Origin of the sequence: Streptomyces misionensis, assembly GCF_007896895.1 — a bacterium.
In the GTDB taxonomy this organism is placed as follows: Bacteria; Actinomycetota; Actinomycetes; order Streptomycetales; family Streptomycetaceae; genus Streptomyces; species Streptomyces misionensis_A.
Genome location: NZ_VOGW01000061.1, coordinates 1 through 13,368, shown reverse-complemented (window position 1 = coordinate 13,368; position 13,368 = coordinate 1). Strand labels below are relative to the sequence as shown.

General features: G+C 73.1%; 12 protein-coding genes and 1 pseudogene. 4 read left to right on the top strand and 9 right to left on the bottom strand.

Features of this window, described 5'->3' with window-relative positions; all coding sequences use genetic code 11:
* From FRZ03_RS11085 to FRZ03_RS11065, 5 genes and pseudogenes are all read right to left on the bottom strand, one after another.
* Nucleotides 1-281, bottom strand: a pseudogene (locus FRZ03_RS11085) (hypothetical protein); the annotation flags it as partial.
* Nucleotides 282-283: 2 nt separating this feature from the next.
* Complete coding sequence (ctaD, locus tag FRZ03_RS11080) at nt 284-1,954, bottom strand: aa3-type cytochrome oxidase subunit I (RefSeq protein ID WP_261398874.1); 1,671 nt, start codon at nt 1,952-1,954, stop codon at nt 284-286.
* Between the two features lie 212 nt (nt 1,955-2,166).
* Nucleotides 2,167-2,946 carry an SseB family protein gene (locus tag FRZ03_RS11075; RefSeq protein ID WP_146464976.1) on the bottom strand — a complete coding sequence of 260 codons (780 nt, stop codon included), beginning with the start codon at nt 2,944-2,946 and terminating at the stop codon, nt 2,167-2,169.
* Between the two features lie 103 nt (nt 2,947-3,049).
* Nucleotides 3,050-3,709, bottom strand: coding sequence for a vitamin K epoxide reductase family protein (locus tag FRZ03_RS11070; protein ID WP_146464975.1), 660 nt, complete (start codon nt 3,707-3,709; stop codon nt 3,050-3,052).
* 443 nt (nt 3,710-4,152) lie between these two features.
* Nucleotides 4,153-4,440, bottom strand: coding sequence for a metal-sensitive transcriptional regulator (locus FRZ03_RS11065; RefSeq protein WP_146464974.1), 288 nt, complete (start codon nt 4,438-4,440; stop codon nt 4,153-4,155).
* Nucleotides 4,441-4,544: 104 nt separating this feature from the next.
* Here FRZ03_RS11065 and FRZ03_RS11060 point away from each other — a divergent pair, with 104 nt between their 5' ends.
* The 3 genes from FRZ03_RS11060 (at nt 4,545) to FRZ03_RS11050 (ending at nt 10,157) form a co-directional block, all read left to right on the top strand.
* Nucleotides 4,545-6,602 (top strand): NAD(+) synthase, encoded by a 2,058-nt coding sequence (locus FRZ03_RS11060; protein WP_146464973.1) that lies wholly within the window; start codon nt 4,545-4,547, stop codon nt 6,600-6,602.
* Between the two features lie 105 nt (nt 6,603-6,707).
* Nucleotides 6,708-8,501, top strand: a complete 1,794-nt coding sequence (locus FRZ03_RS11055; protein WP_146465012.1) for an NAD-binding protein — start codon at nt 6,708-6,710, stop codon at nt 8,499-8,501.
* A 360-nt stretch (nt 8,502-8,861) separates the two neighbouring features.
* Nucleotides 8,862-10,157: a PP2C family protein-serine/threonine phosphatase gene (locus FRZ03_RS11050; RefSeq protein WP_146464972.1), complete on the top strand. Its 1,296-nt coding sequence runs from the start codon at nt 8,862-8,864 to the stop codon at nt 10,155-10,157.
* A 15-nt stretch (nt 10,158-10,172) separates the two neighbouring features.
* Here the strand turns inward: FRZ03_RS11050 and FRZ03_RS11045 are convergent, their stop codons facing one another.
* The 4 genes from FRZ03_RS11045 to FRZ03_RS11030 all read right to left on the bottom strand — a co-directional run bounded on the left by FRZ03_RS11045 (nt 10,173) and on the right by FRZ03_RS11030 (nt 12,379).
* Nucleotides 10,173-10,517, bottom strand: a complete 345-nt coding sequence (locus tag FRZ03_RS11045; RefSeq protein ID WP_186785360.1) for a DUF2516 family protein — start codon at nt 10,515-10,517, stop codon at nt 10,173-10,175.
* A gap of 110 nt (nt 10,518-10,627) precedes the next feature.
* Nucleotides 10,628-11,236 carry a hypothetical protein gene (locus FRZ03_RS11040; RefSeq protein WP_146464970.1) on the bottom strand — a complete coding sequence of 203 codons (609 nt, stop codon included), beginning with the start codon at nt 11,234-11,236 and terminating at the stop codon, nt 10,628-10,630.
* A gap of 76 nt (nt 11,237-11,312) precedes the next feature.
* Complete coding sequence (locus tag FRZ03_RS11035) at nt 11,313-11,747, bottom strand: helix-turn-helix domain-containing protein (protein ID WP_261398872.1); 435 nt, start codon at nt 11,745-11,747, stop codon at nt 11,313-11,315.
* A 101-nt stretch (nt 11,748-11,848) separates the two neighbouring features.
* Nucleotides 11,849-12,379 carry a VOC family protein gene (locus FRZ03_RS11030; protein WP_146464969.1) on the bottom strand — a complete coding sequence of 177 codons (531 nt, stop codon included), beginning with the start codon at nt 12,377-12,379 and terminating at the stop codon, nt 11,849-11,851.
* Between the two features lie 176 nt (nt 12,380-12,555).
* On the opposite strand from FRZ03_RS11030, the gene FRZ03_RS11025 reads away from it, so the two are divergent.
* Nucleotides 12,556-13,368, top strand: an 813-nt coding sequence (locus tag FRZ03_RS11025) for a LysR family transcriptional regulator (protein ID WP_146464968.1), incomplete at its 3' end; no start/stop codon positions are given.

Here is a 13,368-nt window from a genome sequence, read left to right as displayed (position 1 = left end):
GTCTCCCGGTGGTGGCGTACGGCCGCCCACACGCGCAGGGCCACGGCCGGCAGGGTGCCCGTCGCGGCCGCCGCCAGCGGGGGACGCGGGCCGTCCGTCACGAGGAGGAGGCCGGCGACCGTGGCGGCCGTCGCCCAGGCCGCCACGCAGGACGCCGCCCTGACGCGGCGGGACAGGGGGCGGTCCGCGCCGGCCCGGAGGTCGGCGAGGGCCGGGAGGTACCAGACGCAGCCGGAGGCGGTCACCGCCGCGGTCGCAAGGGCCAGTACGGGATGCGGCACGGCTAGCTCGCCGCCTCTGCCTCGAGGGCCACGATGTCCGGGTGGTGCAGGTCGAACGCCGGGGATTCGCTGCGGATGCGGGGCAGGGTCTTGAAGTTGTGCCGCGGGGGCGGGCAGGAGGTCGCCCACTCCAGTGAACGGCCGTATCCCCAGGGGTCGTCCACGCCCACCGGCTCGCCGTACTTCGCGGTCTTCCAGACGTTGTAGAAGAACGGCAGAAGGGAGAGGCCGAGGAGGAACGAGCCGATCGTGGAGACGGTGTTGAGGGCGGTGAAGCCGTCGGTGGCCAGGTAGTCGGCGTACCGGCGCGGCATGCCCTCGGCGCCCAGCCAGTGCTGCACGAGGAAGGTGAGGTGGAAGCCGACCGTCAGCGTCCAGAAGGTGATCTTGCCGAGGCGTTCGTCCAGCATCTTGCCGGTGAACTTCGGCCACCAGAAGTGGAATCCGGCGAACATCGCGTACACGACCGTGCCGAAGATCGTGTAGTGGAAGTGGGCGACCACGAAGTACGAGTCGGACACGTGGAAGTCCATCGGCGGGGAGGCCAGGATCACGCCGGTCAGGCCGCCGAAGACGAAGGTGATGAGGAAGCCGGTGGTCCAGAGCATCGGGGTCTCGAAGCTCAGGGAGCCCTTCCACATGGTGCCGATCCAGTTGAAGAACTTCACCCCCGTCGGCACCGCGATCAGGAAGGTCATGAAGGAGAAGAAGGGGAGCAGCACGCCGCCGGTGACGTACATGTGGTGCGCCCAGACGGTGACCGAGAGGCCGGCGATGGCGATCGTGGCGCCGATCAGGCCCATGTAGCCGAACATCGGCTTGCGGGAGAAGACCGGGACGACCTCGGAGACGATGCCGAAGAACGGCAACGCCAGGATGTAGACCTCCGGATGGCCGAAGAACCAGAAGAGGTGCTGCCACAGCAGCGCTCCGCCGTTGGCCGCGTCGAAGATGTGGCTGCCGAACTTGCGGTCGCACTCCAGGGCGAACAGGGCCGCGGCCAGCACCGGGAAGACGATCAGGACCAGGACGGCGGTCAGCAGCACGTTCCAGGTGAAGATCGGCATGCGGAACATGGTCATGCCGGGCGCGCGCATGCAGATGATCGTGGTGATGAAGTTGACCGCGCCCGCGATCGAGCCGAAGCCGGACAGGGCCACGCCCATGATCCACAGGTCGGAGCCGAGCCCCGGCGAGTGCACGGCGTCGGACAGCGGGGCGTACAGGAACCACCCGAAGTCGGCGGCGCCGTCGGGCGTCAGGAAGCCGCCCGCCGCGATCAGCGAGCCGAACAGGAACAGCCAGAAGGCGAGCATGTTCAGCCGTGGGAACGCGACGTCCGGCGCGCCTATCTGAAGCGGCATGATCCAGTTCGCGAAGCCGGTGAACAGCGGCATCGCGAACAGCAGCAGCATGATCGAGCCGTGCATGGTGAAGGCCTGGTTGAACTGCTCGTTCGACATGATCTGCAGTCCGGGCCGGGCCAGCTCGGCGCGCATCAGCAGCGCCAGCACGCCTCCGATCAGGAAGAACGCGAACGACGAGACCAGGTACATCGTCCCGATCTGCTTGTGGTCGGTGGTCGTCAGCCACTGCGTCCACGCGGGCCGCGCGCGTCGTACGGCCTGCTGCTGCCCGGCCGTGGTGACCTCGGCGCCCGGCCGTGCGGTCATCACCTTGTGTGTCTGTACCTCGTCCACCGGATGGCGTCCCTCCAGCTGTTCATGGCGTAGCGGAGCCGGGAAGCGCCACGCGTGCGGGTTGTGGACCCGGCGCTTCCCGGCCCGCCACATGATCGGCCCGCGGCCACCCCTCGCCGATAGGGCCCAACAGGCCCGGGTACGGCGCTCGGTAGGGCCGGGCGGCCCTTCTTGCCGCGCTCCGGTCAGTGGCGCCGGTAGAGGGGCGGCCCGGGGACGGCCCGGCCCTCGGGTACGACGGCGAGGTCCAGGCCGCGGTCCAGGCGGACGCGCAGCAGCGGGTCCGCGGCCAGGTCGGTGGCGAGGTCGCGCACGGCCTCGGCCAGCTGGTGCGCGACGGCGGGGAGTTGGCCGTCCGTCCCGGAGGAGGCCGGTACGACGACGAGCCGGGCGTCCGTGTCGCCGTCCGTGGCGGGCAGCAGATGGGCGCGGCGCACGACGGGGTGGTGGGCCAGGACCGTCCGCAGGGCGTCGGCGATGTCGGGGTCGCGCGACGGGGGCAGATGGGGCCGGCGCTCGGCGACCGCGCGCAGGGCGGCGCCCGACAGTTCGTAGAAGACCGGACCGCGGACGTCGATCAGCAGGGTCTGCGCCCCCGAGTGCCACGCCGCCTCGACCGCCTTGCAGGCCGGGACCGGGGCGGGCCGGGCGTCGGGGCGCCAGCGGCGCAGCGCCTCCAGGCCGGTGAAGGCCGGCAGGCCCTGACGCCCGTCGGGCAGGCGCAGGGTGGCGACGGCCATGTCGCTCGTCTTCTCGCCCTCGCGGCCGTCCGGGCCGGTCTCCGTCTCGCCCAGCACGGCGATGACCGGCACCAGCAGACGGGCGTCGGCCAGCAGCGCGAGCAGTTCGGTCTCCGCCGCCTCGCAGGGGTCCTCGGACCACGCGGCGAGCGCGGCGGCCAGCCGTGGCTCCGGTGAGCCGTCGTCGCCCGCGAAGCCCGGGTCGGGGATGTTCTTGAGCTCCATCGCGCGACGCTAACCGGGCGAACGCGCCGGTGGGCAGGGCCGGTTGGCGGGGCCGTTCGGCCCCGGCGGGCCGGTGCCGGGGCGGCGGGGCGCGGGACCGTGCTCAGAGCAGCGACCGCCAGTAGTCCCACCAGCGGGTGGCGATCAGCATCACGATGGCCAGGTACCAGGTGAGCGGCACCACCCAGTGGAACTCCAGGACGCCCGCCACCACGGCGCGCGGGGCACGGATCACGCCGTGCGTCAGGTTGCGCGCGGTGGTGTACCAGAACATGGCGATGGTGGCGGCCCAGGCCAGGCAGCACCACAGGCACAGCGCGCCGATCTCGTACAGCGCCTGGCTCATCAGCCACATGCAGAAGCCCGCGCCGAACAGCGTGCCGACGTTCAGGCCGAGCCAGAACCAGCGCCGGAAGCGGGCGCCGGCCAGCAGCGCGCCGCCGATGGTGACCACGACGGGGTAGGCGGCGAGGCCGAGGAGGGGATTGGGGAAGCCGAACACGGACGCCTGGGCGCTGCGCATCACGTCGGTGCACGACAGGACGGGGCTGAGGTTGCAGGACGGGCTGAAGTCCGGGTTCTGGACCAGCTGGATCTTGTCGACCGTGATCACACAGGAGACCAGGATGCCCAGCATCCCCGTGACGATCAGCAGCCAGGCGAAGGCGCGGGAGGCGGTGGCCGTGGGCGCCGGGGTGTCCGGTGGGGTGCTCCGCCGGTCCCGCTGCCGGGGGGTGGCGCCGGTGGTCGTGTCACTGGTCATCGGGCTGTTCCGCCTTGCCGGTGGAGGTCAGGGGGCCGCCGGACCAGTGAAGTCAGGGCGTGCGGGGGCGGACAAGGGCCGAACGGCCCGCGCGCGGGTGCGCGAAAGACCCCCGTACCGGGATCACGAACACCGGCCGAGGTCCGCGGCGGGGGGGCGCGCACGACGACGGGACCGGCCCCCGCCGGGGTGCCACCGACGCGGGATCAGCGACCGGACGGGACCCGAGGCGTGGCGTGATCAGCGACCGGACGGGACCCGAGGCGTGGTGTGATCAGCACCACCGAGGGACACGCCGACGACAGGCGCACACCCGCGCCCGGCTCGCGCCCGCGCCCGGCTCGCACCGGCGCCCGGCTCACGCCGATGCCAGGCTCATAAAGGCGCCCGGCTCGCACCGGCACCCAGCTCGCACCGGCGCCCGGCTCGCGCCGACGCCGCGCTCACGCCAGTGACAGGAACAGCCGCTCCATCCGCGCCCGCATCGCCTCCGCGTCCTCGCCGTTCCTGCGGCCCGACTCGATGTCCGCCACGCACTGCTGGAGCCCGGTGGCGATGATCGCGAACCCGGCGCGGTCCAGCGCCCGCGAGGCCGCGGCCAGCTGGGTGACGACGTCCTCGCAGTCCCGCCCCTCCTCGATCATCCGGATCACACCGGAGATCTGACCCTGCGCCCGCCGCAGCCGGTTCAGCACGGACTTCAGGGACGCGCCCTCGAGATCCAGTTCCACGCTCACTCCTCAAGCAATACCCCTAGGGGTAACTGTACGTCCCGGTTCGGGGCGAAGGCGAGCGCCGGTGAGCGCCGTGGAGGAGAAGTTCTAGGCTTCCCTGTGTGAACTTCTGGTCGATCTATCAGCATGGCTTCGCGCGCGTCGCCGCGTGCACCGGCCACACCGTCATCGCCGATCCGGGCGCCAACGCCGAAGCGGTCCTGCGCCAGGCGCGCCGGTGCGCCGAGGAGGGCGTCGCCGTCGCCGTCTTCCCGGAGATGGTGCTGTGCGGCTACTCGATCGAGGACCTGCTGCTCCAGGACCCGCTCCTGGACGCGGTCGAGGCGGCCCTGCGGGAGGTGGTCGCCGGGTCCGCGGACCTGCTGCCGGTACTGGTCGTCGGCGCCCCGCTGCGCCACCGCAACCGGGTCTACAACTGCGCGGTCGTGGTGCACCGCGGCCGGATCCTCGGCGTGGCCCCCAAGTCGTACCCGCCGAACTACCGGGAGTTCTACGAGCGCCGCCAGATCGCCGCGGGCGACGACGAGCGCGGCGGCACCATCCGGATCGACGGCGCGGACGTGCCGTTCGGCGTGGATCTGCTGTTCACCGCCGAGGACGTGCCCGGCCTGGTGCTGCACGCGGAGATCTGCGAGGACATGTGGGTGCCGGTGCCGCCGAGCGCGGAGGCGGCCCTGGCCGGGGCGACGGTGCTGGCCAACCTGTCCGGCAGCCCGATCACCGTCGGCCGCGCCGAGGACCGCAAGCTGCTGTGCCGCTCCGCGTCCTCCCGCTGCCTCGCCGCCTACGTCTACGCGGCGGCCGGTCTGGGCGAGTCGACCACGGACCTGTCCTGGGACGGGCAGACCATGGTCTACGAGAACGGGGTGCTGCTGGCCGAGTCCGACCGCTTCCCGCTCGGCGACCAGTTCGCGGCGGCCGACATCGACCTCGACCTGCTGCGGCAGGAGCGGCAGCGGATGGGCAGCTTCGACGACAACCGCCGTACCCACGCGGCCCGCACCGCCGACTTCCGCACGGTCTCCTTCCGGCTGGACCCGCCGGTCGCCGCCGATCTGGGGCTGCGCCGGCGCGTCGAGCGGTTCCCGTTCGTGCCCGCCGACCCCGACCGGCTCGCCCTGGACTGCTACGAGGCCTACAACATCCAGGTCGAGGGCCTCCAGCAGCGGCTCGCGGCGATCGGCGGACCCAAGGTGGTCATCGGCGTCTCCGGCGGTCTGGACTCCACGCACGCGCTGATCGTCGCCGCCCGGGCGATGGACCGCGCGGGCCGGCCGCGCAGCGACATCCTCGCCTTCACCCTGCCCGGCTTCGCCACCAGCGACCACACCAAGGACAACGCGCACCGGCTGATGCGGGCGCTCGGGGTCACCGCGGCGGAGCTGGACATCACGCCGACCGCGCGGCTGATGCTTCAGGAGATGGGCCACCCGTTCGCCGCCGGCGAGCCGGTGTACGACGTCACCTTCGAGAACGTCCAGGCGGGGCTGCGCACCGACTACCTGTTCCGGCTGGCCAACCAGCGCGGCGGCATCGTGCTGGGCACCGGTGACCTCTCCGAGCTGGCGCTGGGCTGGTCGACGTACGGCGTCGGCGACCAGATGAGCCACTACAACGTGAACTCCGGGGTGCCCAAGACGCTGATCCAGCACCTGATCCGCTGGGTGATCAGCAGCGGCCAGTTCGACGAGGAGACCGGCTCGATCCTGGCCGCGATCCTGGACACCGAGATCAGCCCGGAGCTGGTGCCGGGCGAGGAGATGCAGTCCACCGAGTCGAAGATCGGCCCGTACGCGCTGCACGACTTCACCCTCTTCCACGTGCTGCGCTACGGCTTCCGCCCCTCGAAGATCGCCTTCCTGGCCTGGCACGCCTGGCACGACGCCGCCTCCGGCGCCTTCCCGCCGGGTTTCCCCGAGGCCAAGCGGGTGGCGTACGACCTCGCGGAGATCGTGCGCTGGCTGGAGGTCTTCTGCCGCCGCTTCTTCGCGTTCGCCCAGTTCAAGCGCTCGGCCATGCCGAACGGGCCCAAGGTCTCGGCCGGCGGTTCGCTCTCCCCGCGCGGCGACTGGCGGGCCCCGTCGGACGGCAACGCACGGGTGTGGCTCGCGGATCTCGCGCGGTTCGATTTCCAGAAGGCGGCCGAAGAGGGCCGCTGACCGGCCGTCGGCCGCCGGGGCGGCGGTGGAACCAGGCTTCCCGCTGAGGCAGTCTTTCCCCTCGTGGCGACTGTTCCGTTTCAAGGGGGACCCGGCGCACCCCACATGGTGGTGTGCGGGGACGACGGGCTGGCGCACCGGCTGGCCGCCGAGTTGCGCGGGGTGTACGGCGAGCAGGTCACCCTGGTGGTGCCGCCGAGCGAGCGCACGGCGAGACCACCGGTGGTCGGCCGGGCCCGGGCGGCGTCGGCGGCGCTGCTGGACCGGGTGGTCAGCGCGGCCGTCGGCGCGCGGGGCGGGGCGCCGGCCGCCCCACCGGTCCCGGCCGGTGCGACGGCCGGCGAACCGGTGCTGGAGGCCGGGGAGTTGACGGAGGCGGTGCTCGCGGAGGCCGGGGTGGAGCGGGCCGCCGCGCTCGCCCTCGTGCACGACGACGACGAGACCAACATCCGCGCCGCGCTGACCGCCCGCCGGCTCAACCCCCGGCTGCGGCTCGTACTGCGGCTGTACAACCGGCGGCTGGGCCAGCACATCGAGGAACTCCTCGACCAGGCGGCCGCGCTGGCGAGCGGCGCCGGGGGCGACGCGCGCCGGGAGGCGTCGACCACGGTGCTGTCCGACGCGGACACCGCCGCGCCCGCCCTGGCCGCGACCGCGCTCGCCGGCACCAGCAAGGTCGTACAGACCGAAGGGCTGCTGCTGCGGGCGGTGGAACGGCCGCTGCCCGCCGACTCCGGGCTGCACACCCTGGCCCTGCTGTCGGTCAACGACCCCTCGGGGGCGGCCGGCGGGGACCAGGAGCCGCGGCTGCTGCCGGACGACGAGGAGGTGCGGGGGGCCGCCGGGCGGACGGCGATCGTGCTGGAGCAGGTGTCGTCGGCGGGCGGTCCCGAGTCGGCGGCGCCGGGCCGGGGGGCCGGGGTCGTGCCGTCGCTCGGCTTCCTGTTCTCGCGGCGGCTGCGGTGGTCGCTGGCCGGTCTGGTGGGCTGTGTGCTCGCGCTGGCCGTCGCCCTGTGGGCGGTGACCCGGATCCATCCGCTGCGGGCCTTCTACCTCACCCTGCTCGACATGTTCGCCATCGACGACCCGGCGCTCGGCGCCCCGCTCGGCCGGCAGCTGCTCCAACTGCTGTCCGCGCTGGTGGGGTTGCTCCTGCTGCCGGTGCTGCTGGCCGCGGTGCTGGAGGCGCTGGGGACGTTCCGCACCGCCACCTCGCTGCGCAAGCCGCCGCGCGGGCTCGGCGGGCACGTGGTGCTGCTGGGGCTCGGCAAGATCGGGACGCGGGTGCTGACGCGGCTGCGGGAGCTGAACGTGCCCGTGGTGTGCGTCGAGTCCGACCCCGAGGCGCGGGGGCTCGCGACGGCGCGGCGGCTGCGGGTGCCGGTGGTGCTCGGGGACGTCACGCAGGAGGGGGTGCTGGAGTCCGCGAAGATCCACCGGGCGCAGGCGCTGCTCGCGGTGACCAGCGCGGACACCACGAATCTGGAGGCGGCGCTGTACGCGCGGACGGTACGGCCGGATCTGCGGGTGGTGCTGCGGCTGTACGACGACGACTTCGCGACGGCGGTGTACCGGACCCTGCGGGCCGCGTACCCGCACGCGCTGACCCGGAGCCGGAGCGTGACGCATCTGGCGGCGCCGGCCTTTGCGGGGGCGATGCTCGGGCGGCAGGTGCTCGGCGCGGTCTCGGTGGAGCGGCAGGTGCTGCTGTTCGCCGCGGTGGACGTGGACGGGCATCCGATGCTGGAGGGGCGGACGGTGCGCGAGGCGTTCCGCGCGGGTTCCTGGCGGGTGCTGGCGCTGGCGGGCCGCACGGACACGCCCGACGACCACGTGCTGGCGAAGGGCGACCGCGTGGTTCTGGCCACCACCCGGACCGGGCTGGCCGCCCTGCGCTGACCCCCCGGGCCCAGTGGGCGGGGCGGCCCGCCGCTGTGATCCCGGTCGCGTGAGCCGCGCCATACGCATGCCTTTGTCCCGCTATGACCCGGGCCACGCGCCGCGCCGCACGCTCCGTGTGACCCACTCCACCGCCAACCCCCGTGCAAACCGGGGCAGGACGTGAGCTTCGTCATCCCGCCGGGCCCGGACGGCTGTCCAACTGCGGTGGAGATGGCGGCATATGACAGTCGCCCGGGCCGGAGCGACGCGGCTCACACCATTCCGTCGGGGTGGCCCCACCCGCTAGGGTCACCCGTCGGTGGGTCGAGACCCCTCGCCACCGCCGTGCCCTCGGGGGGAGGGAAGGAACCCAGGACGATGCCCGTACCCGTACCGCGGCAGAGAGCGCTCCCGGCCGTGGAGAGTGGTCAGGCGCAGGCCGCCGGCGCCGTCGGCGCCCCCCTCAAGGAAGAGGCCCACCGCGACGCCGCCCCCGCCGGCGGCACCACTCTCACCCTGCTGCTGATCGAGGACGACCCGGTCGGCTCGCCGATCGTGCCCGAACTGCTGGACTCGGCCGGCAAGCCGATCCGCGTGCGCACCGCCCGCAACCTCACCGAGGCCGAGCGGCTGCTCACCGACGACGTCCACTGCATCCTGCTGGACCTGGCGCTGCCCGCGCCCGGCGGCAGCGGGACCGACGACGAGCTGGCCGTGCTCCGGCACGTCCTCCGGCTCGCACCCCGGCACGCCGTGCTGGCCCTGACCGGCTCCGGCGACGCCGAGCGCGGCGCCGAGGCGGTGCGCGTCGGCGCGCAGGACTACCTCTTCCGGGACGAGCTGGACGGCCGGCTGCTCAGCCGCGCCATCCGGTACGCGGTGGAGCGCAAGCGGTCCGACACCGCCGAGCGCCGGCTCACCGAGAGCCGGCTGCGGGCGCAGGAGAACCGGCGCCTGGAGCGGGGGCTGCTGCCCACGCCGCTCCTGGACGGCTCCGCGCTGCGGTTCGCGGCCCGCTACCGTCCGGGCCGCTCCCGGGCGCTGCTCGGCGGCGACTTCTACGACGCCGTCCGCACCCCCGACGGCACGGTGCACGCCATGATCGGCGACGTCTGCGGGCACGGCCCGGACGAGGCCGCGCTCGGCGTGGAGCTGCGCATCGCCTGGCGGGCGCTGACCCTGGCCGGGCTGTGCGGGGACGAGCTGCTGGGCACGCTGCAAGAGGTGCTGGAGCACGAGCGCGCGGACGAGGAGATCTTCGCGACGCTGTGCACGGTGGACATCGCGCCCGACGGCCGGCACGCCGGCCTGTGCCTGGCCGGGCATCCGGCGCCGCTGCTGGCCCGCCCCGGCCGCCCGGCGCGGCTGCTGCCCTACGACGACAACGGCCCCGCCCTCGGCCTGCTGTCCGGCGTCCACTGGTCGCGGACGCAGGTGGAGCTGGGCACGGAGTGGAGCCTGATGCTGTACACCGACGGCCTGATCGAGGGCCGGGTCGGGGACGGCGGGGAACGGCTCGGCCAGGACGGGATGGTGGAGATGATCCGCCGCCAGCTCTCCGAGGGGCTGCGCGGGGAGGAACTGCTGCGCGCCGCGGTGCAGGAGGTGCGCAGCCTCAACGGGGGCGAGCTGACGGACGACGTGGCGGTGGTGTTGCTGGACCGGACGGCGTAGCCCGGCCGGGAGGGGTCAGCGGCCGCCGTTGTAGGGGCCGTAGGGGCCGTCGCTGCTGCTGCCGCGGCGGCGGCCGAAGCCGCTGCCGCCGGTGACGTGCCGGAGGGCGGGGCGGACGTCCACGATGTACACGATGCTCGCCACCGCGCCGGCGATCGGCAGGATGGACAGGATCGAGAACAGGATGCTGACGACCAGGGCGATGCCCAGGATGATCAGCCAGAAGACCTTGTTCTGCTTGTCGGCCGCGCGGAAGGCGTCCTCGCGGCGCACGGCGGCGTCGACGAGCGCGAACGCGGCCAGGGCCATGAGGACGATCTTCAAGATCCCCATGAAACCGCCGAAGCCCAACATCAGCATGCTTCCCACCGCCCGTGATCTCCCTCTCGGTCGCTACGCCGCCACCGTACCCATAGAACGGGCCGGACACCCCAAAGGTGCCCGGCCCGTATGCGTCCGACGTCCTTCGGTCACTTGGCCGGCGGGGTGGTCTTCTTCGCGGGGGTGGTCTTGCGGGCGGCCGGGGTCTTCTTGGCGGCGGCCTTCTTCTCCGCGGCGGACTCCGGCGTGACGATCCCGGTCGGGCCGGGCTTGGCGGGCTCGTCCTTGACCTCGACCGGCTCGGCCTTGCCCTCCACGGCGATGGCCAGGTCCTCGATCTCCTCGGCGGCCTCGCCGCGCCAGCCCTTCACGGCCTGCTCGCCGTGCTCGGCGACCTTCTCGTAGGTCTCCCGGGCCTTGACGGCGTACTCGGCGGCGACGCCCACGCCGCGCAGGGCGAGGTCCTGGGCCTGCTCGCCGAGCTTCTTCAGGTCGACGTCGAGGCCGCCGATCAGCTCGGTGACCTTGGTCTGGAGGGTCTCCTGCGCCTCCTTGGCCCGGGCGGCGGCCTTCTCCTGCACGGACTTCGGGTCGGTGTTGCGCACCTTGTCGATCCGGGCGGGGGCCTCGGCACGCAGCTGCTCGACCAGGGCGGGCACCTTCTTGGCCTGCTGGAGGGCGAGGTCGGCGGTGCCGGCGGCGAAGTAGAGCGGGGTCGGGTCGCTGAGGGTCTTGCGCAGGTCGTCGGTAATGGCCATGGTGATGGTCCTCCCGGATTCGCGTTCGGCTGAGGTTGTCTGGTTCGTGGTGGGCGCCCGGTGCCCTGGTCCGGCGTCAGCCGGCCGTCCGCCGCGAACCGGCATCGTCGTCGCCGGCCCCTTCCTCCGTACCGTCCGGCGCCTGCGCGGGTTCGCCGATCCCGAATCCGTTCTCTTTCCGGAAGGACTCGTAGATCTGGAGCAGCACCTGCTTCTGCCGCTCGTTGAGCGAGGGATCGGCGAGGATGACGGCGCGCGTCTCCACTTCATCCCGGTCCCGCTCGGCGTCGAGGATGCCGGCGCGCACGTACAGCGTCTCGGCGGAGATCCGCAGCGCCTTGGCGACCTGCTGCAACACCTCCGCGCTCGGCTTGCGCAGCCCGCGCTCGATCTGGCTCAGGTACGGATTGGACACCCCGGCGGCATCGGCGAGCTGCCGCAACGACAGCTGCGCGTTTCGCCGCTGCTCGCGCAGGTACTCACCGAGATTGCCGACGTTCAGCGATGCCATGCCTCCACCATGCCCCCCTCCGCTAACAATTGCAAGCACCCGCTTGCAAAAGTGTGTCGGGGGGTCGGAGGGGGCGGGCGGGCCCGGACCGGACCCGCCCGTCAGCCACGGCAGATGCAGAAGGGATGACCGGCCGGGTCCGTGAGAACCCGCGCCCGGGCGGCGTCGTGGGGCTGGTGATCCGGCTTGCCCGCACCCAGTTCCAGCAGCCGCGCCTCGGCCTCGTCCAGGTCCGCGACCTCGAAGCAGAGGTGCAGTTGCTGGGGGACCGTCTGCCCGGGCCAGCGCGGGGGCCGGTAGTCGTCGACCCGCTGGAATCCGATGAAGAACCCGTCCCCGCGGTCGCAGGAGGCGTAGAGGTGGACGATCGCCTCGGCCTCCGCGCCGATCACCGCGGCGAGTTCGGTACGGCGGTCCGGGGGCAGCAGCGCGGTGGGGAAGCCGTCCGTGCCGTAGCAGGCGTGGCACAGGCCCGCGAGCTGGAGGGCCGGGCGGGCGCCCCAGGTGGCGAGCAGCTCGCGGACGCGCTGGAGGTGCACGAGGAGGGTGCCGCCCGGGTGGGCGATGCGGGCGGCGCCGAGGCGGCGCAGCAGCGCGGTGGCCTGAGCGGACGCGGCAAGGGGAGCGGACACGAGGCGGGTTCCTTCCGTCACTCGGGTCGGCACCCGTCCGTGCCCCCGCCCGGGGTCCGGACCCCCGCGAGGGCGCCGGACGGGTTGCCGCCCTGGGCCCTGCCCTGATCATCCCGAGGCCGCCAACCCCAGTCAATCCTATGGATTTCTCCCTCGACCCAAGCTATAGCTTGGGCATGACCCTGGACGATCTCCGTGTCTTCGTGGCCGTGTGCCGGGCGGGCAGCCTCAGTGCCGTCGCCCGGGAGCTGGACCGCACGCAATCGGCCGTGAGCCAGCATGTGAAGCGGCTGGAACGGGAGACGGGGGTGAGCCTCCTGGAGCGCCAGCCGCGCGGCGTCGTGCCGACCGAGGCCGGGCGCGTGCTGCGGGACGCCGCGGCCGACGGCATCGCCGGGCTGGACCTGGCGCTGCGGCGCCTCGGGGACCTGGCCAACGGCGACAGCGGCGCGGTGCGCGTCACCACGGGCGGGACGACCGTACGGCACTTCATGTCCGAGGCGATCGTCGCCTTCCGGCGGCGCCACCCGAGGGTGAGCCTGGAGTTCCAGACGGAGACCTCCAGCCGCAGCTGCTTCGACGCGCTCGTCGCCGACAGGCTGGACCTCGCCTGGGTCACCATCGGCGGGCCGGTGCGCGGCATCGAGCAGCGCACCGTCGTCGAACTCCCCTGGGTGCTCGCCGTCCACGCGGACGACCCGCTGGCGGCCCGGACCCGGATCGACGTCGCCGACCTCGCCGGGATCAGCCTCATCCGGCTGCCGCACAACTCCACCTCGGGCACCCGCCTCGACGCCGCCTTCGCCGAACTCGGCATCCGCGGCAGCTCCGACACCAGCGTCGCCGACTGGGACACCGCCCTGCTGCTGGCCGAACTCGGCCTCGGCCACGCCGTCGTCCCCGCCCGCGAACTCGGCCGCGGAGTCAGAGACTCCGGTGGGCTTGCGCACCAACGGACCGGCGGTGGGGCCCCGCCCCGCGCAGCCTAC